At 59.2% G+C, this 23,069-nt stretch carries 18 protein-coding genes; 6 read left to right on the forward strand and 12 right to left on the reverse strand.

The features are described from left to right. Nucleotides 1–117: 117 nt before the first annotated feature. The 4 genes from AC07VR_RS08155 (at nucleotide 118) to AC07VR_RS08170 (ending at nucleotide 6,815) form a co-directional block, all read left to right on the forward strand. The gene (locus tag AC07VR_RS08155) at nucleotides 118–1,302 is read left to right on the forward strand and encodes an RHS repeat-associated core domain-containing protein (RefSeq protein ID WP_495010963.1); all 1,185 of its coding nucleotides are present in this window, start codon (nucleotides 118–120) and stop codon (nucleotides 1,300–1,302) included. A gap of 286 nt (nucleotides 1,303–1,588) precedes the next feature. Next, nucleotides 1,589–2,698, forward strand: a complete 1,110-nt coding sequence (locus tag AC07VR_RS08160; protein WP_495010964.1) for an efflux RND transporter periplasmic adaptor subunit — start codon at nucleotides 1,589–1,591, stop codon at nucleotides 2,696–2,698. Continuing rightward, the gene (locus AC07VR_RS08165) at nucleotides 2,695–3,765 is read left to right on the forward strand and encodes an efflux RND transporter periplasmic adaptor subunit (RefSeq protein ID WP_494994451.1); all 1,071 of its coding nucleotides are present in this window, start codon (nucleotides 2,695–2,697) and stop codon (nucleotides 3,763–3,765) included. The genes AC07VR_RS08160 and AC07VR_RS08165 overlap by 4 nt, the downstream gene beginning before the upstream one ends. Continuing rightward, nucleotides 3,762–6,815, forward strand: a complete 3,054-nt coding sequence (locus tag AC07VR_RS08170) for an efflux RND transporter permease subunit (RefSeq protein WP_495010965.1) — start codon at nucleotides 3,762–3,764, stop codon at nucleotides 6,813–6,815. The genes AC07VR_RS08165 and AC07VR_RS08170 overlap by 4 nt, the downstream gene beginning before the upstream one ends. Before the next feature lie 71 nt (nucleotides 6,816–6,886). Here the strand turns inward: AC07VR_RS08170 and AC07VR_RS08175 are convergent, their stop codons facing one another. From AC07VR_RS08175 to AC07VR_RS08230, 12 genes are all read right to left on the reverse strand, one after another. Then, the gene (locus AC07VR_RS08175; protein ID WP_495010966.1) at nucleotides 6,887–7,513 is read right to left on the reverse strand and encodes a class I SAM-dependent methyltransferase; all 627 of its coding nucleotides are present in this window, start codon (nucleotides 7,511–7,513) and stop codon (nucleotides 6,887–6,889) included. A 248-nt stretch (nucleotides 7,514–7,761) separates the two neighbouring features. Continuing rightward, nucleotides 7,762–8,406 (reverse strand): methionine ABC transporter permease, encoded by a 645-nt coding sequence (locus AC07VR_RS08180; RefSeq protein ID WP_495010967.1) that lies wholly within the window; start codon nucleotides 8,404–8,406, stop codon nucleotides 7,762–7,764. Further along, entirely contained in the window at nucleotides 8,396–9,520 is a 1,125-nt protein-coding gene (locus AC07VR_RS08185) for a methionine ABC transporter ATP-binding protein (RefSeq protein WP_495010968.1), read from the reverse strand. The genes AC07VR_RS08180 and AC07VR_RS08185 overlap by 11 nt, the downstream gene beginning before the upstream one ends. 2 nt (nucleotides 9,521–9,522) lie before the next feature. Next, on the reverse strand, nucleotides 9,523–10,332 hold the full coding sequence (locus AC07VR_RS08190; protein WP_495010969.1) for a MetQ/NlpA family ABC transporter substrate-binding protein: 810 nt from the start codon (nucleotides 10,330–10,332) through the stop codon (nucleotides 9,523–9,525). A 143-nt stretch (nucleotides 10,333–10,475) separates the two neighbouring features. Next, nucleotides 10,476–11,831: an LLM class flavin-dependent oxidoreductase gene (locus AC07VR_RS08195; protein WP_495010970.1), complete on the reverse strand. Its 1,356-nt coding sequence runs from the start codon at nucleotides 11,829–11,831 to the stop codon at nucleotides 10,476–10,478. Beyond that, nucleotides 11,831–13,024: an SfnB family sulfur acquisition oxidoreductase gene (locus AC07VR_RS08200; protein WP_495010971.1), complete on the reverse strand. Its 1,194-nt coding sequence runs from the start codon at nucleotides 13,022–13,024 to the stop codon at nucleotides 11,831–11,833. The genes AC07VR_RS08195 and AC07VR_RS08200 overlap by 1 nt, the downstream gene beginning before the upstream one ends. A 38-nt stretch (nucleotides 13,025–13,062) precedes the next feature. Next, a complete protein-coding gene (locus AC07VR_RS08205; RefSeq protein ID WP_495010972.1) occupies nucleotides 13,063–14,304 on the reverse strand; it encodes an SfnB family sulfur acquisition oxidoreductase in 1,242 nt (413 codons plus the stop codon). A gap of 263 nt (nucleotides 14,305–14,567) precedes the next feature. Then, nucleotides 14,568–15,332, reverse strand: coding sequence for a hypothetical protein (locus tag AC07VR_RS08210; protein WP_495010973.1), 765 nt, complete (start codon nucleotides 15,330–15,332; stop codon nucleotides 14,568–14,570). A 629-nt stretch (nucleotides 15,333–15,961) separates the two neighbouring features. Next, the gene (tcyN, locus tag AC07VR_RS08215; RefSeq protein ID WP_494994440.1) at nucleotides 15,962–16,714 is read right to left on the reverse strand and encodes an L-cystine ABC transporter ATP-binding protein TcyN; all 753 of its coding nucleotides are present in this window, start codon (nucleotides 16,712–16,714) and stop codon (nucleotides 15,962–15,964) included. A gap of 4 nt (nucleotides 16,715–16,718) precedes the next feature. Next, nucleotides 16,719–17,408, reverse strand: coding sequence for a cystine ABC transporter permease (tcyL, locus tag AC07VR_RS08220; protein WP_489073555.1), 690 nt, complete (start codon nucleotides 17,406–17,408; stop codon nucleotides 16,719–16,721). Then, on the reverse strand, nucleotides 17,408–18,202 hold the full coding sequence (gene tcyJ / locus AC07VR_RS08225) for a cystine ABC transporter substrate-binding protein (RefSeq protein WP_494994439.1): 795 nt from the start codon (nucleotides 18,200–18,202) through the stop codon (nucleotides 17,408–17,410). Before tcyJ ends, tcyL begins: the two co-directional genes overlap by 1 nt. Nucleotides 18,203–18,522: 320 nt before the next feature. Continuing rightward, entirely contained in the window at nucleotides 18,523–19,518 is a 996-nt protein-coding gene (locus AC07VR_RS08230) for a D-cysteine desulfhydrase (RefSeq protein ID WP_495010974.1), read from the reverse strand. A 192-nt stretch (nucleotides 19,519–19,710) separates the two neighbouring features. On the opposite strand from AC07VR_RS08230, the gene epsC reads away from it, so the two are divergent. Continuing rightward, nucleotides 19,711–20,637, forward strand: a complete 927-nt coding sequence (epsC, locus tag AC07VR_RS08235; RefSeq protein ID WP_494994437.1) for a serine O-acetyltransferase EpsC — start codon at nucleotides 19,711–19,713, stop codon at nucleotides 20,635–20,637. A gap of 463 nt (nucleotides 20,638–21,100) precedes the next feature. Then, nucleotides 21,101–23,056: a choline transporter BetT gene (gene betT, locus AC07VR_RS08240; protein ID WP_495011083.1), complete on the forward strand. Its 1,956-nt coding sequence runs from the start codon at nucleotides 21,101–21,103 to the stop codon at nucleotides 23,054–23,056. Nucleotides 23,057–23,069: the final 13 nt, after the last annotated feature.

The raw sequence follows: 23,069 nt of genomic DNA on the forward strand, positions 1-23,069 counted from the left end.
GAACGATCCGGGGCTTGCTGTTACGCCGTGATCAAGCGGTTACCTAGCAGTTCTGCCAGGTAGTCGATAGGTTGATGCCCGTGCAATCTAAGCCTTCTTCACACGAAGGATCAGAGCATGGCGAAGCCCGAAATACTTTTGTGCCGTTATGGCTATGACGCGCTGGACCGGCTGACCGGGCTTGTGCCGTCAGAGCAAGAAGAGGTGCAACGGTTTTATAACATTGAGCATCTGACCACTGAGCTTCAGGGCCCGGCGTCTCGGACGGTATTCCAGCAAGGCACTCAATTGCTTGCTCTACAGCAGCGACAAGGTGATGAGGTCAATAGCCAGTTACTGGCTACCGATCAGCAACGCTCGGTCTTGCACGCCGTCGATGGGGCTCGGCACCTGCAAAAGGTCTATACGCCTTACGGCCATCGACTCGCTGAAAGTGGCCTGAGCAGCCTCCTTGGATTCAACGGCGAGCGCCCCGATCCGGTGACCGGGCACTATCTGCTGGGCAACGGGCATCGGGCGTTCAACCCGGTGTTGATGCGTTTCAACAGCCCGGACAGGTTGAGCCCGTTTGGTCGGGGTGGGTTGAATCCGTATGCGTATTGTTTGGGGGATCCGGTTAATCGGAGTGATCCGAACGGACGGTTTTCCATCCTCGGCATCCTCGGGCTCCTTACAAGCGTCGCCAGCCTGGGAAGCTCATCAGTAGCGCTGTTCCCTTCGCTACCCTTCATCGTGTCGACAAAGGCATTGCTTACCGGTGCGACAGGTCGTTTACCTGCGAAATATTCTTTCGGCGCTGTTTCATCCGTTGTTGCCGGAACCACAGGATTATTAGGAACCATGGCAGGAACCGCGAGAGTTATTATCGGGGAGACTGATCCTGACTCGTCTGCACTGGAAGCACTGATATGGATCTCTTTAGGGCTTGGCGTAACCTCATTGTCAGCAAGATTGGGTTCCTACTGGGTGGCCCGCGATCCCGATTCAGTTCTAGCTTTGAAAGATTTCACCGCTTCGCGAGCAACGACTATAAGGCCTGGAAGCCTGGTGCTGAACACGGGCTCAGCAACTCCTGAGCAGTACACGCCTTCAGCTCCCATTTCTACAGGCACACCGACAACACCGCTGGCCTCAATACCTCCACCCTTACCCATGGCATTGGAAAATCTTTCCAAAACGGAGCTATTCAACTTATACCGAGGCCAACAAAATCTAGCTCGTAATGCGATTAATACGGCAGCAAAAGACTTGAAAATCGCCGCAGCTCATATTCGCGATGCCCGACGGCAGATAAAACCTTAGTCTTCGATCCATTTCAATCCGGCCAATGCCACGCCGGTTCATCCAGCATTCCTTGCCCAACGATTTCGGTCTGACCAAAATTCTTCTCCAGCACGATGGAATTGCACTCCGGGTCTTGAGCATCGTGGGTTTCCGGCTGCGTGGCCTGGCAGTTTCCCCGATAGCCTATCAGTCAAGGGTGACAGCGATCCAATGTGGCAAGGAGGTAAAGTGCACAGGTTCAACCCTGTTCTAAGCTCACAATCGTATCGTCACGTGTCCGCCCGCATCACGCAAAGGAGTCTGCATGGCTGGTCCCGGATTGAAATGGGTCGTTGGCGTGGGTCTCTTTGCCCTATTGACCGCGTGCGGCGATAAAAAACCGGTCGAGCGCGAGCACCCACGGGTGTTTGTGCAAGTCGTGCAGCCTGCCGATTTTGCGGCGTCCGTGACCCTCACTGGCGATGTCCAGGCACGGGTTCAGACCGAGCTGTCGTTTCGTGTCGGCGGCAAGATCATTCAGCGGATGGTTGATGTCGGTGATCGCGTATCCGCCAGACAAGTATTGGCCAGACTCGATCCCAAAGACCTGCAAACCAACGTCGATTCGGCCCAGGCGCAGGTTGTCGCCGAACAGGCGCGGGTCAAGCAGACCAGCGCGGCGTTTGTGCGACAGCAGAAACTCTTGCCCAAGGGCTACACCAGTCGCAGCGAATACGACGCCGCCCAGGCCGCGTTGCGCAGCAGTCAGAGCGCCTTGAGTGCCGCTCGGGCGCAGTTGGCCAACGCCCGCGAGCAACTTGGCTACACCTCGCTGTTCGCCGATGCGCCGGGGGTGATTACTGCGCGTCAGGCCGAAGTCGGGCAGGTGGTGCAAGCCACGGTGCCGATTTTCAGTCTGGCCCGGGACGGCGAGCGAGATGCAGTATTCAACGTCTATGAGTCGCTGTTGGCCGAGCCGCCGACGGACAGAACGGTGGTGGTCAGCCTGCTCGACAACCCGAAGATCAAGGCCACTGGCACGGTCCGTGAAATCACCCCGGCGGTCTCCGCACAGACCGGCACGGTGCAGGTCAAGGTGACCTTGAACGAACTGCCGGCGGGCATGCAGTTGGGCTCGGTGGTCAGCGCCACGGCCAAGCCTCCAGGCAAATCCGCCGTCGAGCTGCCGTGGTCGGCCTTGACCAAAAAACTCAGCGATCCGGCCGTGTGGGTGGTGGCTGACGACGGCAGGGCGCAGTTGCACACGGTCACGGTCTCACGTTACCTGACGGGCAAAGTGATCATCAGCAAGGGGCTGAGCGGTGGCGAAAAAGTCGTGACGGCCGGTGGGCAATTGTTGCACCCCGGGATGTTGGTGGAGATCGTCGCAAGGCCCGGGAAGGGCCCGACCCAACCGCCGGGAGTCCAGCCATGAAGCGCCTGCTTGTGGTGATGTCAGCCAGTGTTTTGCTCGCTGCCTGCTCAAAAAAAGAGCCGCCCCCGGAGCCGGTGCGCCCGGTACTGTCCATTGAGGTCCAAGCGGAGTCGCAAGAAAACCTCGGACGTTTCGCCGGGAGCATTCAGGCGCGCTTTGAAAGCAATATCGGCTTCCGCGTGCCGGGGCGCATAGCTCGGCGCAACGTCGATGTGGGTAGCGAAGTCCAGAAGGGCGCGTTGCTCGCGACCCTCGACCCCACCGATCAACAGAACCAGTTGCGCGCCAGTCAGGGCGATCTGGCACGGATCGAGGCGCAATGGATCAACGCTCAGGCCAACGCCCGGCGACAGCAGGAACTGTTCAACCGTGGGGTCGGCGCCCAGGCGCAACTGGACGCCGCCCAGACCGACCTGAAAACCACCAGCGCATCGTTGGAACAAGCCAAGGCATCAGTCAGCCAGGCCCGCGATCAGCTCAATTACAGTGAACTGCGCGCTGACCACGCGGCCATCGTCACCGCCTGGAATGCCGAAGCCGGGCAGGTGGTCAGCGCCGGTCAGCAAGTGGTGACCCTGGCGCGGCCGGACATCAAGGAGGCGGTGATCGACCTGCCCGCGACCCTGGCCGAACGACTGCCCGCCGACGTGGTGTTCAAAGTGGCTGCGCAGCTCGACCCGGGCATCAACACCACTGCCACCGTGCGCGAGATCGAACCGCAGGCGCAAAGCGCGACTCGCACCCGGCGTGCGCGTTTGACCCTGGCCGAGACACCGCTGGGGTTTCGCTTGGGGACTGCCATCAGCGTGACCCTCAGTTCGGCCATCGAGCCGCGTATCGAATTGCCGCTCAGTGCCTTGCAGGAAGTCGACGGCAAGAGCCGGATCTGGGTCATCGACCCCCAGACGCAAACCGTGTCGCCCCGTGACGTCACACTCGTCAGCCGTGACGACAGCACGGTCGTCCTGGCAACCGGCGTCAAGGCCGGTGAGCGGGTGGTCAGCGCCGGTGTGAACAGCCTCAAGCCGGGGCAGAAAGTCAAAATCGATGAGGAAAGCCCGCGATGAAAGGGAGTTTCAACTTATCCGAATGGGCCCTCAAACATCAGTCCTTTATCTGGTACCTGATGTTCGTCGCGTTGCTGATGGGCGTCTTCTCGTACATAAACCTGGGCCGCGAGGAAGACCCCTCGTTCACCATCAAAACCATGGTGATACAGACCCGTTGGCCTGGCGCGACCCAGGAAGAAACCCTCAAGCAGGTCACTGACCGCATCGAGAAAAAACTCGAAGAACTCGACTCTCTCGACTATGTGAAGAGCTACACCCGACCCGGCGAGTCGACTGTGTTTGTGTTCCTGCGCGACACCACCAGCGGCAAGGACATCCCGGAAATCTGGTACCAGGTGCGCAAGAAGATCAACGACATTCGCGGTGATTTCCCGCAGGGGTTACAGGGGCCTGGGTTCAACGATGAGTTTGGCGATGTCTACGGCTCGGTGTACGCCTTCACCGCCGACGGTCTGACGATGCGCCAGTTGCGCGACTACGTGGAACAGGTCCGAGCCGAGATTCGTGAAGTGCCGAACCTGGGCAAAGTCCAGATGATTGGCGAGCAGGACGAAGTGCTCTACCTGAACTTCTCTACACGCAAACTCGCAGCCCTCGGTATCGATCAGCGCCAGGTGGTGCAAAGCCTGCAAGCGCAAAACGCTGTGACTCCAGCCGGGGTGATCGAGGCCGGTCCTGAACGCATTTCGGTGCGCACCTCGGGGCAGTTCGCTTCGGAGAAAGACCTGGCCAACGTCAATCTGCGGCTCAATGACCGCTTCTATCGGTTGGCCGACGTCGCCGAGATCAGCCGCGGCTACGTCGACCCCGCGACGCCGATGTTCCGTTTCAACGGTCAGCCGGCCATCGGTCTGGCCATCGCCATGAAAAAGGGCGGCAATATTCAGGCCTTCGGCAAGGCCCTGCATCAACGTATGGACGACCTCACTGCCGACCTGCCGGTGGGTATAGGCGTACACAAGGTTTCCGATCAGGCCGAAGTGGTGGACGAGGCGATCGGTGGCTTTACCAGCGCCTTGTTCGAAGCCGTGGTGATCGTGCTGATCGTCAGTTTCATCAGCCTCGGCGTGCGCGCCGGACTGGTCGTGGCCTGCTCTATTCCGCTGGTGCTGGCGATGGTCTTTGTCTTCATGGAATACAGCGGTATCACCATGCAGCGGATTTCCCTCGGCGCCTTGATCATCGCCCTCGGCCTGCTGGTGGACGACGCGATGATTACTGTCGAGATGATGGTTACGCGTCTGGAAAAAGGCGAGTCCAAGGAAGACGCGGCGACCTTTGCCTATACCTCGACCGCATTCCCGATGCTCACCGGCACCCTGGTGACCGTGGCCGGCTTCGTGCCCATCGGTTTGAACGCCAGCTCCGCCGGGGAATACACCTTCACCCTGTTCGCGGTCATCGCCGTGGCGATGCTGTTGTCGTGGATTGTCGCGGTATTGTTCGCCCCGGTTATTGGCCTGCACATCCTCAGCACCGAGGTCAAACCCCACTCTGAAGAACCAGGGCGCATCGGCCGCGCCTTCAACGGCGGGCTGCTGTGGTGCATGCGCAATCGCTGGTGGGCGATTAGCCTCACCGTGCTGCTGTTCGTGCTCGCGGTGTTCTCCATGCGCTTTGTGCAGAACCAGTTCTTCCCGTCTTCGGACCGGCCGGAAATTCTTGTCGACCTGAACCTGCCGCAAAACGCCTCGATCAACGAAACCCGTCTGGCGGTAGACCGCCTCGAAGCGACCTTAAAAGACGACCCGGACATCGTCCGCTGGAGCTCCTACATCGGCGAGGGCGCGATTCGTTTCTACCTGCCCCTCGACCAGCAATTGCAGAACCCCTACTACGCGCAATTGGTGATCGTCAGCAAAGGCCTGAAAGAGCGCGCTGCGCTGACGCAACGCCTGAAAAAACGCCTGCGCGAAGATTTCGTCGGTATTGGCAGTTTTGTTCAAGCGCTGGAAATGGGCCCGCCGGTGGGCCGGCCGATCCAGTATCGGGTCAGCGGCAAAGACATCGACCAGGTGCGCAAACACGCCATTGATCTGGCGACCATGCTCGACAACAACTCGCACATCGGCGAGATGATTTATGACTGGAACGAACCGGGCAAAGTCCTGCGCATCGACATCGCCCAGGACAAGGCGCGGCAGCTGGGGTTGTCGTCGGATGATGTGGCGAAGTTGATGAACAGCATCGTCAGCGGCTCGAAGGTGACTCAGGTGCATGACGACATCTACCTGATCAACGTGGTCGGTCGTGCCATAGATGCCGAACGTGGTACGCCGGAAACCCTGCAAAATCTGCAGATCGTCACCCCGGGCGGCACCTCGATTCCGCTGCTGGCGTTCGCCAGCGTGCGTTATGAGCTTGAGCAGCCATTGGTCTGGCGCCGCGACCGTAAACCGACCATCACCATCAAGGCCGCAGTGCGCGACGAGATTCAGCCGACGGATCTGGTCAAACAGTTGAAACCTGATATCGACAAATTCGCCGCCGCGTTGCCAGTCGGCTATTCGGTCGCGACCGGCGGTACGGTAGAGGCAAGCAGCAAGGCCCAGGGGCCGATTGCCAAAGTCGTGCCGCTGATGCTGTTCCTGATGGCGACCTTCCTGATGATCCAGCTGCACAGCGTGCAGAAGCTGTTCCTGGTGGCCAGCGTCGCGCCGCTGGGGCTGATCGGCGTAGTCCTGGCGCTGATCCCCACGGGCACGCCCATGGGCTTTGTGGCGATCCTCGGGATCCTCGCGTTGATCGGCATTATCATCCGCAACTCGGTGATCCTGGTAACCCAGATCGAGGAGTATGAACGTGATGGCTATGCCCCGTGGGACGCCGTGGTGCAAGCCACCGAACACCGCCGCCGACCGATTCTGCTCACCGCCGCAGCCGCCAGTATGGGGATGATCCCCATCGCCCGCGAAGTGTTCTGGGGCCCGATGGCCTACGCGATGATCGGCGGCATCATCATCGCGACACTGCTGACGTTGTTGTTCCTGCCAGCGCTGTATGTGGCCTGGTACAAAATCAAGGAGCCGAAGAAGGTGGTGGCCTGAGGAGATTTTGATCGTTCCCACGCGCAGCAAAGGAATGCCGCCATGAAGGCTCTGCGTCCGATCCTGTCGAATCAGGCTTTGCGCCAGACACTCGCCAGCCACGGCTGTTGCTCGCGCGGTAGTCCCGCCGGCCGATAGTAATGCTCCAGCTCGACAAATCCTGCGTCATTCAACAACCTGCACCACGACTCCAGATCGTGATACGCGCCATAACGCGGGCCATTCCAGCCTTCCTGGTTTTCCCCGCGTGGGTTGGAGCTGAACAGCACGCCGCCGGGTTTCAACGTCGCGTGCAGTTGCTTCAGAATCCGAGGTAATTCCTGCCCGGGAATATGAAACAGCGCTGCGTTGGCAAAGATCCCGTCGAAACGCTCGACAGGCAGGTCGAGCTTGAGAAAGTCTTGCTGCCAGACCTCGCAACCGCTGTCTTCGCGAGCCATCTGCGCAAAACGTTCCGAGCCGTCGAGGCCGATAGCAATGTGACCCATACGCTTAAACGTTTGCAGATCGCGTCCCGGGCCACAACCGAAGTCGAGAATCGTGAACGGTGCTTCGCCCTGAATATGCCGCAACAGCGCGGTGATGTTCTGGCTGACGTCGTGGTCGCGAGTGCCTTCGCGGAAGCTCTCTGCTACCTCGTTGTAGTGGCCCAGAGTGGTGGAAGTAATCTGATCGAGGTCGGTCGGGGCGAGTTTCATGGACGTCTGCGCAGGCGAGGGTGAGTTCGCCAAATATACCTCATGGTTCAGTCGACCGCTGGCGCGGTCAATCGCGAGCAATCGAGCGTCGACCGGCTGCTCCTACAGGTGATCGGGTACCCCTGTTTGATCGTTCCCACGCTCCGCGTGGGAATGCAGCCCGTGACGCTCTGCGTCACAAGAGCGGACGCCGAGCGTCCATTCAGGCATTCCCACGCGGAGCGTGGGAACGATCCTGGTTGGTGAGTTCAGCGCTTGTTCAATCTGCGCGCCAGCCGATCTCCGCCCAGCTGAATCACCGCCACCAGAATCACCAACAGTACAATTACAGTGAGCATGATCTGGCTATCAAACCGCTGATATCCATACCGATAAGCAATATCGCCCAAGCCTCCTGCACCAATCGCTCCGGCCATGGCCGATGAGTTGATCATGGTCACCAGGGTGATGGTGAAACCGCCGATGATCCCTGGCAGCGCTTCCGGCAACAGCACGTGCCAGACAATGTGCCAGCGCCGGCAACCCATGGCCTGGGCGGCCTCGATCAGGCCGTGGTCGACTTCGCGCAAACTGACTTCGGCGATGCGCGCGAAGAACGGCGTGGCGGCGATGGTCAGCGGTACCACCGCCGCCCACACGCCATACGTGGTGCCAACGATCAGTCGGGTGAAGGGAATCAGCGCGACCATCAGAATCAAAAACGGAATCGAGCGGAACAGATTGACGAAGGCACCCAGCGCCCGATTCAGCATGGGCGCTTCATAGATTTCACCTTTGGAACTGGTGACCAGGATCACTGCCAGCGGAATACCCGCCAGCAGCGCGATCAGCGACGACACGCCGACCATCAGGAACGTGTCGATGACGCCTTGAAGTAAACGATCAAACCACATAGCCCAGCACCTCGACCTGTTGTGCCCATTGCCTGGCACGCTGGCGCAACTCTGCCTCGCCGTGAGACGAGTTCGTCACCGCCAACAGCAGCTCGCCCAACGCGTGTCCTTGAATCCGCTCCACACCGCCCTGCAGCAGACGCACCCGGCCGCCGAGGGCGCTGAACAAGGCCGCCAGATCCGGTTCGTCAGCCGTGCTACCGGTGAATTGCAGGCGCAGCACTACGGCGGCTTGCGATGACTGCGGTTGCGCTTGCAGGCGGCTTTTCAGTTCATCCGGCAAGCCGTGTTGCAACGGCGCGAGCAAGGTTTTACTGACCTCGTGCTGCGGGTTGCCAAAGACTTCCCAGACCGGCCCTTGCTCGACAATTCGTCCGTGTTCGAGCACCACCACTCGATCACAGATATCGCGGATGACCGCCATTTCATGGGTGATCAGAATGATGGTCAGGCCGAGCCGTTGATTGATCTCGCGCAGCAGGCCGAGGATCGATTGAGTGGTCTGCGGGTCCAGCGCCGACGTGGCTTCGTCACAGAGCAGAATCGCCGGGTCATGGACCAGCGCCCGGGCGATCCCTACGCGCTGTTTTTGCCCACCGGAAAGCTGTGCCGGATAGGCCTTGTGCTTGTCGTGCAGGCCCACCAGTTCCAGCAATTCGCGGACTTTTTGCTCGCGTTGTTCCTTGGGTACGCCTGCGACCTTGAGTGGCAGCTCGATGTTCTGCCAAACAGTCTTGGCCGACATCAGATTGAAGTGCTGAAAGATCATGCCGATGCGTCGCCTCAGCGCCACCAGCCGGTCTTCATCGAACTCACCGATGTCCACCTGATCGATCAGCACCCGGCCTGAACTTGGCTGCTCCAGACGGTTGATGGTGCGGATCAGCGACGACTTGCCGGCACCGCTGCGGCCAATGATGCCGAACACTTCGCCGCGCTGGATGGCCAGATCGATGCCGTGCAAAGCGTTGACCGGGCCATGTTGGCCTTCGTAGGTTTTGCCCAGGCCGATAAAGCGCACGTGAGCACGGTTCAGCTCTGGGTGCAGCTCCGTTTTTTCCGCGCTGCGCGGTGGCGGGTCATCCTGTCTGCGTTGGGCGGTTGCTGTGCTCATGCTTAACCTTCCCAGCCGGCTTGGTAGAGCTTGCCGTGCGCTTTGTCCAGGGCCGCGCGCACGGCAGGCGAATGCTGGTAAATGTCGACGAACCTGATCAGCCGCGGATCGGTTTTGCTCTTGGGCTGGATCACGAACTGGATCACATATTCCTTGTGATCCAGGCCGTCAAACAGCAAGGCAGACTCGGCATTGAAGGTTTTCGCCAGGCGAATATAGGCCGGGTATCCCTGCACCAGATCGGCGTCGTCATAGGCACGCACCAGTTGCACGGCTTCGACCTGAAGGATTTTCAGTTTCTTCGGGTTGGCGATGATGTCGTCTTCGGTGGCCTTGTAGCCGACTCCGGGTTTGAGGGTGATTAGCCCGGCTTTGGCCAGCAGTTGCAAGCCGCGCCCGCTGTTGATCGGGTCGTTGGCAATGGCAACGCTGGCGCCTTGTGGCAGCTCGTCGAAGCTTTTGTATTTCTTCGAGTAGAGGCCGACGTTGTTGATGATCCCAGGGGCGAAGGGCACCAGGTCAAAGCCCGCGGCGGCTTTGGCGTTTTCCAGGAACGGGATGTGCTGGAAATAGTTCACATCAATATCGCCAGAGGCAAGGCTGACGTTGGGTGCGATCCAGTCGCTGAACTCCACCAGCTCGACTTTCAGGCCTTGCTTACCGGCCTCGAAGACGGCGGCTTCCAGTGGAATGGCGAACGCGGCGGTGGTGCCGACTTTTAGCGGCGCGTCGCTGGCAAAAGCCACCGAGCTGAAGAGTCCGAGGGCGAGGGCCAGTGCTTTGACTGGATGAGTGAGGACTTTGTTTTTCATGATGGGTTTCCAGTCAGTAATCAGTTTTTGAATTGGTTGATCGTTCCCACGCTCCGCGTGGGAATGCCTCACTGGACGCTCTGCGTCCGCTCTTGTGACGCAGAGCGTCACGGGCTGCATTCGCACGCCCAGCGTGGGAACGATCAGGCTTGTCGGTAGTAGGCACCGGTGTGTTGCACAGGCAAATGCGCCTTCCCGTGAAACAGCTTTTCTCGCAGGCTCCCGGTGTCATAGGCAGTCTTGTACGACCCCCTGCGCTGCAACTCGGGGATCACCAGTTCGATGAAGTCGACATAGCTTTCCGGGGTGACGATGCGGGTCAGGTTGAAGCCGTCCAGACCGGTTTCGTCGATCCAGGATTCGAGCTCGTCGGCGACCTGTTCTGGCGAGCCGACCAAGGTGATGTAGCGCCCGCCCAAGGCGTGTTGTTCAAGCAATTTGCGTCGGGTCCAGTCGTTGTTTTGCAGGGTCTTGGTGGCGGACTGGATGGCGTTGCTTTTCACGTACTGGATCGGTTCATCCAGCTCGTATTCGGCGAAGTCGATGCCCGTGGAACTGGCGAAATGCGCGACACCGGCCTCGGCACTGGCGTAGCTCAGGTATTCGGCCTGCTTGTTCCAGGCAAGCTCGCTGGTTTCGCCGACGATCACGTTCAACCCCATGAACACCTTGATGTCTTCCGGGTTGCGGCCGGCCCGGGCGGCACTGGCGCGGACCTTATCCACTTGCACCTTGGTCGACGCCTTGTTCTGCCCGCTGATGAACACACATTCGGCATGCCGCCCGGCGAACTGCAAGCCGCGATCCGAGCTACCGGCCTGGAACAGCACCGGCGTGCGTTGCGGCGAAGGCTCGCAAAGATGGTAGCCCTCGACCTGATAGAACTCGCCGTGGTGCCGGACTTTGTGGACCTTTTCCGGCTGCGCATAGATTCGTTGCTGCGGGTCATTGAGCACCGCGTCGTTTTCCCAACTGCCTTCCCAGAGTTTGTAGAGCACTTGCAGGTATTCATCGGCCTGGTTGTAACGTTGGTCATGTTCGACCTGCTCGCTCAGGCCCATGGCCTTGGCGGCGCTGTCGAGGTAGCCGGTGACGATGTTCCAGCCGACCCGACCACGGCTCAAGTGATCGAGTGTCGACATGCGTCGGGCGAACAGATACGGCGGTTCACAGGTCAGGTTGGCGGTCAGGCCGAAGCCGAGGTTTTTCGTCACTGCGGCCATGGCCGAGACCAGCAGCAATGGGTCGTTGACCGGCAATTGGATCGACTCTTTGAGCGGCACGTTCGCCGAGTTTTGATACACGTCATAGACACCGACAATATCGGCAATGAACAACCCATCGAACAATCCGCGTTCCAGTAGTTGCGCCAGTTCGGTCCAGTATTCGATGGTTTTGTATTGGGTCGAATTGTCCCGCGGATGGGTCCACAGACCGTGGTTGATGTGCCCGATGCAATTCATGTTGAAGGCATTGAGCAGGATCTTCTTCTTGCTCATCAGATGGTCCCCCGCAGCGGCGGATTTTCATCGTTGAGGTAGTAATTACCGATGGCGTGGTATTTCCAGCGTACGGGGTCGTGCAGGGTGTGTACCCGCGCGTTGCGCCAGTGGCGGTCCAGTCCGTGCTCGGCCAGGGTTGCCTGGCTGCCGGCCAGTTCGAACAAGGTGCTGCCGGCGGCCAGGGAAATTTCGGTGCTGATGGCGCGAGCTTCGGCGATGGCAATGGATGCTGTGGCGACAGTTTGGGCGTTGGTTTCGGCTTGCGCCTTATCAAGAAATTCGCCGGCGCGCTCCAGCAGTGCCTCGGCGGCGTGCAGGCGAATGCTTAAGTGGCCGAAGCTCTTGAGGGTCAGTGGGTCTTCAGTGGCTTTGTCATTGCCCGAATCAATCCACGGCCGGGTTTTGGTTCGCACAAAGTGCAGCGCGTCTTCATAAGCGGCACGGGCGATGCCGGTGTCGATGGCCGCGTGGAGAATCTGTGCCAGCGGGCCGACTGGAGTCGGGCGCTCGAAGGCGCTCTGAAACGCGATCACATCCTCGGCCGCGACATACACGTTATCGAACACCACCGAGCCGCTGCCGGTGGTGCGTTGGCCGAAGCCGCTCCAGTCGTCGATCACGGTCAGGCCCTGGCTGTCGCGCGGCACAAAGGCCAGTTGCTGGACGCCGTTTTCATCCACCACGGAGGTCGGAATTCGCTGGGCGTAAATGGCGCCGGTGGCGTAAAACTTACGCCCATTAATGCGATAACCCTCGCCGTCGCGGTTCAGGCTGGTGACGCGGTCGTGGGCGGTTTTAGTGCCCAGTTCTGCAAGCGCATTGCCAAAACGCTGGCCAGCCAGTACTTCGGCGTAGAGACGTTTTTGCTGCTCGGGACTGCCGTTTACCCGCAGCACTTCGAGGGCATAAAAATGGTTCTGCGGAATCTGCCCCAGAGACGCATCGGCTTGGGCGATCAAGGCAATGACCTTGGCCAGGGTGATATTGGATACGCCAGCACCGCCGTAGGCTTTCGGCACGCTGATACCCCACAGACCAGAGCGCGAAAACACCTCCAGTTCCGCAAGCGGCAGCCGGCGCTCGCGATCACGCCATACGCTGTCGCGTTTGAAGACTTCGGCCAGGTCGCTGGCGACGATCAGGGCTTGTTCGTCGCTGGTTATGACCGCGACGTGTTGAGAAAGAGTCATGTGTTTCTCCAGAGATCTGCTCAATAGTGTTCTGGTCGTCAGATCCAGGAGTGCCGGGCCGGCAATGTTCCGTTCAAGTGATAGGCGCCGACGGCGTGATATTTCCAGCGCACCGGGTCGTGAAGGGTGTGTACGCGTGCGTTGCGCCAGTGGCGGTCCAGGTTGAATTCGGCGAGGGTCGCGCGGCTGCCGGCCAGTTCGAAAAGCTTTTCGCTGGCCAGCAGCGAAATTTCGGTGGTCAGCACTTTGGCTTCGGCCACGGCGATTGAGGCGCGGGCGGCGGACTCTGCGGTGACCGGCGCGGCGCGGACCTGATCCAGCACTTGCCCGGCCTTGCGCAGCAATGCTTCGGCGGCATGCAGTTCGATTTTCAGTTTGCCGATGTCGGCGATCACGTAGAGGTCATCACTGGCGCGCTTGACCTTGGCATCGATCCACGGCCGGGCACGTTCACGGACAAAACGAATGCTGTCGTCGATCGCCCCACGGGCAATGCCAGCATCGATGGCCGCCTGAATCAATTGCGACACGGCGCCCTGAATATTCGGGACTTCGGTCAACCGCCAGTTATCCACAACCAGCTCGGCTTCGACGGGGACGTTATTGAGCAGCACGGTGCCGCTGGCGGTGGTCCGCTGACCAAAGCCTGACCAGTCATCGACGACGCGCAGGCCCGGCGTGCCACGGCGGACAAATGCCATGACTTGCTTGCCTTCATCGTTCAGCGCTTTGACGGTAATCCAGTGGGCGAACAAGGCGCCGGTGGAGTAGAACTTCTGACCGCTGATGACGAAACCGTCACCTCCGGCGGTGATCCGCGCTTTGAGTTCAAGGGTGTTTTTGGTGCCGCGCTCAGGCCCTGCATTGCCGATTCGCCAGCCCTGGAGCACGCTTTGGAACAACTGTTCTTTTTGCCGCTCGGTGGCGCTGTCCAATAGCACATTGAGAATGCCGAACTGGTTTTGCGGGATCTGTCCCAAGGCCGGGTCGGCCGCGGAAATGATTGCGAACACTTCAGCCAGGGTGACGAATGAAACCTGCGGGCCGCCGAACTCACGGGGAATGGAAATACTGCCCAGGCCGCTGCGGGTGAACTGCTCGATTTCCGACCACGGTAACTTGCGCTGCTGGTCGCGCCGCGAAGCTTGCAGGCGGGCAATGTCAGCGAGTTCATGGGCGGCTTTCAGCGCTTCGGCGTCGTTACGCAAGATCCGTGCGGGCAACAACAGCGGGGCGATGTCCAGATCACTCTGGAGGGATGCATCTGCCAAATTAGACATCAGTGCCGCTCCTTGGCTGCAAGCAATGCCCTGGCGATCTGCACTCGGGTGATTGTGTTCCTGACCATACCTACCTCACATCTCATGGAAATGCCGCGAAAACTGCGGCGAAATCAAAAAACAAGAAGGTCCGGTGGTCCGGTTTATATACCCTAATCGCGCATAAATAATTAATAAACTAACTTTTAGGAATATACATAGAAGGTCTATCATCAGCGCCCCGCCTCTGAAGCCGCAGCCTCAGAGCGGGCCGGGGTGTGAGCTCAGCGGCGTCTGGTTTCGGCGGCTTTAAGCACTGTCTTTACCGGCACTTTGCTGTATGGGTTGGTACAACCGATTTTCAATTTGCGGGCCGGCGCCCAGCGCGAGTTATTACCTACCCGGTCGAGAATGCAGTAGGTGATTTCCAGTTGATTGTCTTCCCCTGCCTCCAGAATGACTGCCGGTGGCACCCAGACGTTGATCGGTTTGCCGACCTCGTCGGCTTTGACCTTGGGCAGGTCCATGCGCACGTCACCCCAACGCAGGGTGATCTCATCCTCGGCGGCCATGTTCAGGTAAGGCTCGATGGTCAGGGGCACGCCACGTTTGATCTGGCTGGGGTTGACTCCCTGGCGGCGGATCGGCTTGGGGATGCCCAGCGGTTCAAGGCACTGGTTTTCCTCGCCACAGACCTGCGACGGCTGGCCGCCCGGGCAGTCGAGTTTGACCTGGACCCTGGTTGCCGCTGATAGCGCGGGACCGCGTCCTATCTGCATGACCCGATAATGAATCGACGCCGTTCCGTTGCGGATGAAGCTTTCCGGCACTCTCAGGCTGAGGGGTTCGCTGACGTCGGCTTGCGACAGTTGGCGAGACGCCACATAGCAGCCGTCCCAGAACAATTCGATGAGGTCGCCTTCGTCCATGCCCGCGTAGGGCTGTATATCGACCAGCAGATGAGCCGCGGCGATGACGCCTATGCCGTGTGTAAGATTGTGCGCCAGAGACGGAGCGCCAAGTTCTGGTTTTGCCGAGGTACGTGTCATGTCGTGCTCCTTGAAAGCGTGCTGCGAAATCCGTTTCGGGCAAGAACACAGCTTAAGTGTCAAACCTTTACCTGTATCACGCCACGCAAGTAACAAAGTGATAAGTCTATTAATTTTTAAGTTCAGAGCAGGTAATTGGCCCTGATATTTTTTTTTAGCTAAGGGGGCGGAAGAGTTTGTGTCAAGCCGATGGGTAAGCAAACTTATCGATCTGCACTTATTCAGAAAATCCCTACATGCAATTGGCATTTTAGTGCGTATTCCAAATGATTTTTACCCAGAAGGCTATGGTGTAAAGGCGTCGCAATGCCGGGCGATAAAGCCCGACAAACGGCAGTCATGATTGTTATGGTTTTTTGAGGAGTGTGTGTAGCCGGAGATGTGTTTGCGGGCAGCATACAATTATTAACGGTGCTGCCGAGCGGCCCATATGATTGGGGTGGGGGCGTTGTTGATTAATAAGAGTTCAGTAAGCGCTGCTTTCCTTTATGCGGCGCGACTGGGCACCTGGGGCTGAAGCAACCTAACTATCTGAAAATGAAGTGGCGAGGGAAGAGGGTAAAACTAAAAAACAAACGTGTTACAGCGAGATTCGCTCCATCCTTGGGGCGAGTTATTGGGTCCGATAATTAAATATCGACGGTCAGAAACTTGCTGAGAAACTGCCGGGTGCGTGCTTCTTTCGGATTGGCGAACAACGCTTTGGCTTCTCCTTGCTCGACGATCACACCTTTGTCGAAAAACACCACACGGTTGGCCACATCCCGGGCAAAGCTCATTTCGTGGGTGACGATCACCATGGTGCGTTTCTCTTCGGCCAGGCTACGGATGGTCGCCAGTACTTCGCCAACCAGTTCCGGGTCCAGGGCTGAGGTGGGCTCATCGAACAGGATCACCTCCGGCTCCATAGCCAGCGCCCGGGCAATCGCGACACGCTGTTGCTGCCCACCGGAAAGCCGGCGCGGGTAAGCGTCTTCCTTACCAGCCAGACCCACCTTGGCCAGCAACGAGCGGCCCAAAGCGATTGCTTTGTCCCTGGGCATTTTTTTAACCACCAGCGGGCCTTCGATAACGTTTTCCAGCGCCGTGCGATGGGGGAACAGGTTGAAGTTCTGGAACACGAAACCTACGTGCTGGCGCAACCTGCGCACCAGGCTTTGCTGCTGGTTCAACGGACGGCTGCCATCAATTTCGATATCGCCGACCTTGATCCGGCCACTGCTGGGTTCTTCGAGAAAGTTCAGGCAGCGCAGGAAGGTCGTTTTGCCCGACCCGCTGGGCCCGATGATTGCGACTACCTCACCCTCCTCGACTCGTAGGTCGATGCCGTTGAGGACCGTCTGACCTTTGAATTGCTTCGTCAGTTTTTCAACCACAATCATGCGTTCAAGACTCCTGGTCGTGCCGATTGACCCGCTCTTCCAGACGGTTCTGCAGGTGCGCGAGCAGGCTGGCCAGAATCCAGTAGATCAGTGCGGCGGCAAGATACATGGTGAAAATTTCGAAGGTTCGGGCGGTGATCAGCTGCGCCTGACGGAACAACTCCGGTACTTGAATGGTGGCTGCCAGTGCGGTGTCCTTGACCAGCGAAATAAAGCTGTTGCCCAGTGGCGGCAGAGCGGTGCGCGCCGCTTGCGGCAGGATCGCCCGACGCAAGGTTTGCGCACGCGTCATGCCGATACTGGCGGCAGCTTCCCATTGGCCGCGTTCGATCGAGCTGATCGCGGCACGAAGGATTTCGCAGGCATAGGCGGCCATGTTCAGCGAGAAGCCGATCAACGCGGCCGGCAGCGGGTCAAGTTCGATACCCAATTGCGGCAAGCCGTAATAGATCACGAACAATTGCACCAGCAGCGGTGTGCCGCGAAAGAACGACACATAGACGCGGGCAATCCAGCTCACCAGCTTGAAGCGCGAAAGGCGCATCAAGGCCAGGCCAAACCCCAGTAACAGGCCGAAAAACATCCCGCCCAGACTGAGAAACACCGTGTAATACGCGCCCTTGATCAGAAAGGGCGCGGAGTCCAGCGCAAGCTGCAGCGCCGCCTGGAGCTGCGGGAAGTGCAGTGCTTCCATTATTGAGTGACGTCAGCGTTGAAGTATTTTTCCGAGATTTTTTTCAACGTGCCGTCTGCGCGCAGTTTCTCGATGGCTTTGTTGACGGCGGCCAGCAGTTCAGGCTCGCCTTTGCGCAACGCGATACCGGCTTCCTGACGGGAGAAGGGTTCGCCGGAGACTGCGGTGTCCTTGGCCTTGCCGACCAACTCAAGGGCTGCCAGACGGTCCACCAGAATGGCGTCGATGCGGCCTACGCGCAGGTCCTGGTACTTGGTCGGATCATCATCATAGGTTTTGATGATGGCTTGTGGAACGTTGTCCTTGAGCCATTGCTCGTAGTTGGTGCCAAGGCCCACACCGACCTTCTTGCCAGCCAGGTCGGCGGAGGTCTTGATAGTCCCTTCGTTCTTTTTCAGGGTCAGGGCCTGAATCCCGGAGATGGTGTAGGGCGTGGAGAAGTCGTACTTTTTCTTGCGCTCTTCGGAGATGGTCACCTGGTTGATCACGGCGTCCAGACGCTTGGATTCCAGCGCTGCGAGGATGCCGTCCCATTTGGTCGGCTGCAGTTTGACCTTCACGCCCAGCTCTTTGGCCAGCGCCTCGGAGAACTCTACTTCGAAGCCGGCCAGCTTGCCGTTTTCATCGACGAAGCTGAACGGAGGATAGGTGCCTTCAAGGCCGACGTTGATCACGCCGGCATCCTTGATTTTTTGCAGTTGCTCACCGGCAACCGCTTGCCCCAACAGACCGGCACCCAGTGCCAGGCCCAGCGAGCCGATAAGCAGACTTCGACGTAGTGCGGAAAAATTCATGACAAGCCCCTATGTTTTCTTATGAAGATGCATTTGGAAAAGAAGGCAAATTTCAGGATCTGGACGACTGCAGCATCCTGCCTGAAAGCAGCCTATGCGTCTTTCGGCATATTCGCCTACAGAGCGACTATATGGCCGTTTTTTTAGATTGGAAAATAATAAAAATTAATGTTGTTATTCTTTTATTTTGATTGAAAAGTTCGTATTGATCATTCCCACGCTCCCGCGTGGGAATGCCTCCATGGATGCTGCGCGTCCAAGTGACACAGAGCGTCGCAGGCTGCATTCCTACGCAGAGCTTGAGGAGGAACGATCAATCCCTAGGCGAGCGTGTTCGCATACGCAAACAACGCCGGCGCCCCGCCGGTGTGCAGGAATATGATCGGGCCGTCATCAAAACGCTGGCGGCCGATACCGTCGAGCAATCCAGCCATGGCCTTGCCGGTGTACACCGGATCCAGTAATAAACCTTCCTGGCTCGCCACCAGCTTGATCGCCGCCAGCGTGCCGGCGTTTGGCTCGCCATAGCGCGGAGCGAAATATTCGTCCCACAGTTCAACCTTGAAGCTCGCCGGCAAACTCACACCAAGCAGCTCGGCGGTGCGTTCGGCCAGGCCTTGAACCTTCGGCCGCTGGGCTTCATCGCTGCGGGAAACCGTGACGCCCACCACAGGTAAATCCGGCAGTACTTCGCTCAGCGCTAGCGCCAGTCCGCTATGAGTCCCGGCACTGCCAGAGGCTAGCACCACGGCGGCGAACTTCAGGCCGGTGTCCTCGATCTGTCCGGCCAGTTCCAGGCCGGCCCGTACATAACCCAAAGCCCCCAAGGCGTTGGAGCCGCCAATCGGCACCAGATACGGTTTTTTGCCGTTGGACCGCAAGCGGTTGGCGAGGGCGTGCAGCTGATCGTCGGCGTTGTCCAGGTTGTCCACCAACTCGACCTTGGCATCGAACAAATCCAGCAGCAGGCGATTGCCGTTAGCCAGATAGTTGCTGTCGTGGGTGCCGATAGGGTTTTCCAGCAGCGCGACGCAACCAAGACCCAGCCTGGCGGCCAGCGCGGCGGTCTGGCGCACATGGTTGGACTGGATGGCGCCGGCGGTGATCAGCGTATCGGCACCGGCGGCCAGCGCATCGGCCGCCAGGTATTCGAGCTTGCGCAGCTTGTTGCCGCCCAGCGCCAGCGGTGTGGTGTCATCGCGTTTGACATAGATATCGCGACCCAGCCAGGTCGACAGGCGTTCGAGTTTTTCGAGCGCGGTGGCATTGCCAAGGAGTTCCAGACGATTGAAGCGAGCAAGCTGTTGTTTGATCATGGGTCCGCACTGGCTGTAGGAAATGTCTGGACTATAGGCAGGCCCTTTTACTCGGGCAACCGCCAATCGCTTATATCAAAAAATGCTGAGAGCAGCACAATTCGTTCTTAATTCAGGTCTGGGCGCATACCGTAAAGTGGATGTCGTTTGCGCGGCCAGACAGTCCGGCTGCCAGAGTGAGGAGTCTTTACCGTGAGCGAGCGTTCCAGCCATTGGCAATTGCAGACCATCGTCGGCCAATTGCGCTGCGCCAGAGATCAGTGGCGCACTCAGAACGGTCGCATTAGCGGCGAGCAGGGCGGGCGCGAACTGCCATCCCGCGCTGCCATGGCCGAGATTCTTGAAGCGCTGTGTGGTGCGCTGTTCCCGATGCGCCTTGGCCCGGTGGATCTGCGCGAGGAGAGTGAAGATTTTTACGTCGGTCACACTCTGGACGTGGCCCTCAATGCCTTGCTGGCCCAGGCACGACTTGAGCTGCGCTATGTCGCTCGGCAAAGCGCGCAGGTCGATAGCGAAGTCGAGATCAAGGCGATCCGGCTGATCCAGGATTTCGCGCTGGCCTTGCCAGGGTTGCGCAGCCTGCTTGATACCGACGTGTTGGCGGCCTTCCACGGTGACCCGGCGGCACGCAGCGTGGATGAAGTGCTGTTGTGCTACCCGGGGATTCTCGCGGTGATCCACCATCGCCTGGCGCATCACCTGTACCGCGCCGGGTTGCCGCTGCTGGCGCGGATCAGTTCGGAAATCGCTCACTCGGCAACGGGCATCGATATCCATCCCGGAGCACAGATCGGCGCCAGTTTCTTTATCGATCACGGCACGGGTGTGGTGATCGGCGAGACGGCCATTATCGGCGAGCGGGTGCGCATCTATCAGGCCGTGACCCTTGGTGCGAAACGTTTTCCTGCGGACGAGGACGGGCAATTGCAGAAGGGCCATCCGCGCCACCCGATTGTCGAGGACGACGTGGTGATTTACGCCGGCGCGACTATCCTGGGGCGGATCACCATCGGCAAAGGCTCGACCATCGGCGGCAATGTCTGGCTGACCCGCAGCGTGCCGGCGGGTTGCAACCTGACCCAGGCGAATCTGCAGCATGATGACGGGACGCAGAAGTAGAGATCCACGGTGATCGTTCCCACGCTCTGCGCTCATCGTATTGATCGTTCCCACGCTCCGCGTGGGAATGCCTCACTGGACGCTCCGCGTCCGCTTCGGCAGTGACGCGGAGCGTCACGGGCTGCATTCCCACGCTGGAGCGTGGGAACGATCGGCGCTGCTTCGCCCGAGCGCGGACCGGCCGGCGGGAGCAAGCTCCCTCGCCACAGAGATTCCCCCACCACACCACCTCATACCCCTCCTTGAGCCAGCGTACGAAAGCTGCCGCTGAGCCTTGCGATTAGTCCTGAAACGCCTATCCATGTTTAACTTGACCGTTCGTTCAAGTTAAACCGGTGGTTCGCTGCCCGCTCACAACAGGAGGCTTACCTTTGCTGAGTCCGTTTTATTCAGCCACATTTCACACCTTCGAGGTGCACCGTTCATGAGTGCATCGTCTACCCCTCCCAGCGGCCAGATCCGCATGAACCCGCCGGTGTTTTACTTCGCCGCAGGCTTCATTCTGTTGTTTGGCCTAGTGGTAATCGCCATGCCGGAACAGGCCGGCGCCTGGCTTCTGGCCGCACAAAACCGGGCGGCCAATACGGTCGGCTGGTACTACATGCTGGCGATGACCCTGTATCTGGTCTTCGTGGTGGTCACCGCCTTGTCCGGCTACGGCAAGATCAAGCTCGGTGCCGACCACGACGAGCCCGAATTCAGTTACCTGTCCTGGGCCGGCATGCTGTTCGCCGCCGGGATCAGCATCACGCTGTTTTTCTTCTGCGTCTCTGAACCGCTGACGCACATGCTGCAGCCGCCCCAAGGCGAACCCGGTACCGCGGACGCCGCGCGCCAGGCCATGCAGATTCTGTTTCTGCACTGGGGCTTGCACGGCTGGGGCGTGTTCGCCTTCGTCGGCATGGCGTTGGCCTACTTCGCCTATCGGCATAACCTGCCGCTGGCCCTGCGCTCGGCGCTTTACCCGCTGATCGGCAAGCGCATAAACGGCCCGATCGGTTACGCGGTGGATGGCTTCGGGATCATCGCGACGGTGTTCGGTCTCGGCGCGGACATGGGTTTTGGCGTGTTGCACCTCAACTCAGGTCTCGACTTCCTGTTTGGCGTCGCTCATACCCAGTGGATTCAGGTTGGGCTGATCACGTTGATGATGGGCGCGGCGATTCTCGTCGCGGTCTGCGGCGTCGATAAAGGCGTACGGGTGATGTCCGACATCAACATGCTACTGGCCTGTGCGCTGCTGTTGTTCGTGTTGTTCGCCGGCCCCACCCAGCACCTGCTCAACACCCTGATCCAGAATGTCGGCGACTACCTCGGTGCGCTGCCGACCAAGAGTTTCGATCTCTACGCCTACGACAAACCCGGCGACTGGCTGGGTGGCTGGACGGTGTTCTACTGGGCCTGGTGGATCGCATGGTCGCCGTTCGTGGGGCTGTTCATCGCGCGGATTTCCCGTGGCCGGACCATCCGCGAATTCGTCTTCGGCGTGCTGCTGATTCCGCTGGGCTTCACCCTGGCGTGGATGTCGATCTTCGGCAACAGCGCCATCGATCAGGTACTCAATCACGGTATGAGCGCACTGGGGATGTCGGCTATCGAAAATCCATCGATGACCATTTACCTTCTGCTGGAAACTTACCCGTGGGGCAAGACGGTCATCGCGGTCACGGTGTTTATCAGCTTCGTGTTCTTTGTCACCTCGGCGGACTCTGGCACCGTGGTGCTTTCGACTCTCTGCGCCCGTGGCGGCAACCCCGACGAAGACGGACCGAAATGGCTACGGGTGTTCTGGGGAGCGATGACCGCGCTGATCACCAGTGCCTTGTTGTTTGCCGGCAGCATCGATTCGCTGAAGTCAGCAGTGGTGCTGACCTCGCTACCGTTCTCGTTGATCTTGCTGCTGATGATGTGGGGGCTGCACAAGGCGTTTTATCTCGAGTCGCAGAAGCAGATCGCGCAACTGCACTCGTTGGCGCCAGTGTCCGGTTCACGACGTGGCGGTTGGCGTCAGCGCCTGAGCCAGGCCGTGCATTTCCCTTCACGGGATGAGGTGTACCGTTTCCTCGATTCAACGGTGCGCCCGGCGATCGAAGAAGTGACGGCGGTATTCGTCGAAAAAGGCCTGCATATGGTCACCTGGCCGGTCCCGGCCAACGACAGCGTCAACCTTGAAATCAGTCATGGCGAACAACAAGCGTTCATCTACCAGGTGCAGATGCGCGGCTACTTCACGCCATCTTTTGCCCGTGGCGGGATGGGTTCCAAAGAGCTCAACAACCGTCGTTATTACCGGGCCGAAGTGCATCTGAGCGAAGGCAGTCAGGATTATGATCTGGTGGGTTACACCAAGGAGCAGATCATCAACGACATCCTTGATCAGTACGAGCGGCATATGCAGTTTCTACACTTGGTGCGTTGATCGAGGGCCGGTG

The organism is Pseudomonas sp. GW821-FHT02H09, assembly GCF_059421425.1.

What these genes read in the sequence shown, in the direction of transcription:
- AC07VR_RS08155 (WP_495010963.1), top strand. Translation starts at nt 118, where the DNA reads ATGGCGAAGCCCGAAATACTTTTGTGCCGTTATGGCTATGACGCGCTG.
- AC07VR_RS08160 (WP_495010964.1), top strand. Translation starts at nt 1,589, where the DNA reads ATGGCTGGTCCCGGATTGAAATGGGTCGTTGGCGTGGGTCTCTTTGCC.
- AC07VR_RS08165 (WP_494994451.1), top strand. Translation starts at nt 2,695, where the DNA reads ATGAAGCGCCTGCTTGTGGTGATGTCAGCCAGTGTTTTGCTCGCTGCC.
- AC07VR_RS08170 (WP_495010965.1), top strand. Translation starts at nt 3,762, where the DNA reads ATGAAAGGGAGTTTCAACTTATCCGAATGGGCCCTCAAACATCAGTCC.
- AC07VR_RS08175 (WP_495010966.1), bottom strand. Translation starts at nt 7,513, where the DNA reads ATGAAACTCGCCCCGACCGACCTCGATCAGATTACTTCCACCACTCTG.
- AC07VR_RS08180 (WP_495010967.1), bottom strand. Translation starts at nt 8,406, where the DNA reads ATGTGGTTTGATCGTTTACTTCAAGGCGTCATCGACACGTTCCTGATG.
- AC07VR_RS08185 (WP_495010968.1), bottom strand. Translation starts at nt 9,520, where the DNA reads ATGAGCACAGCAACCGCCCAACGCAGACAGGATGACCCGCCACCGCGC.
- AC07VR_RS08190 (WP_495010969.1), bottom strand. Translation starts at nt 10,332, where the DNA reads ATGAAAAACAAAGTCCTCACTCATCCAGTCAAAGCACTGGCCCTCGCC.
- AC07VR_RS08195 (WP_495010970.1), bottom strand. Translation starts at nt 11,831, where the DNA reads ATGAGCAAGAAGAAGATCCTGCTCAATGCCTTCAACATGAATTGCATC.
- AC07VR_RS08200 (WP_495010971.1), bottom strand. Translation starts at nt 13,024, where the DNA reads ATGACTCTTTCTCAACACGTCGCGGTCATAACCAGCGACGAACAAGCC.
- AC07VR_RS08205 (WP_495010972.1), bottom strand. Translation starts at nt 14,304, where the DNA reads ATGTCTAATTTGGCAGATGCATCCCTCCAGAGTGATCTGGACATCGCC.
- AC07VR_RS08210 (WP_495010973.1), bottom strand. Translation starts at nt 15,332, where the DNA reads ATGACACGTACCTCGGCAAAACCAGAACTTGGCGCTCCGTCTCTGGCG.
- tcyN (WP_494994440.1), bottom strand. Translation starts at nt 16,714, where the DNA reads ATGATTGTGGTTGAAAAACTGACGAAGCAATTCAAAGGTCAGACGGTC.
- tcyL (WP_489073555.1), bottom strand. Translation starts at nt 17,408, where the DNA reads ATGGAAGCACTGCACTTCCCGCAGCTCCAGGCGGCGCTGCAGCTTGCG.
- tcyJ (WP_494994439.1), bottom strand. Translation starts at nt 18,202, where the DNA reads ATGAATTTTTCCGCACTACGTCGAAGTCTGCTTATCGGCTCGCTGGGC.
- AC07VR_RS08230 (WP_495010974.1), bottom strand. Translation starts at nt 19,518, where the DNA reads ATGATCAAACAACAGCTTGCTCGCTTCAATCGTCTGGAACTCCTTGGC.
- betT (WP_495011083.1), top strand. Translation starts at nt 21,101, where the DNA reads ATGAACCCGCCGGTGTTTTACTTCGCCGCAGGCTTCATTCTGTTGTTT.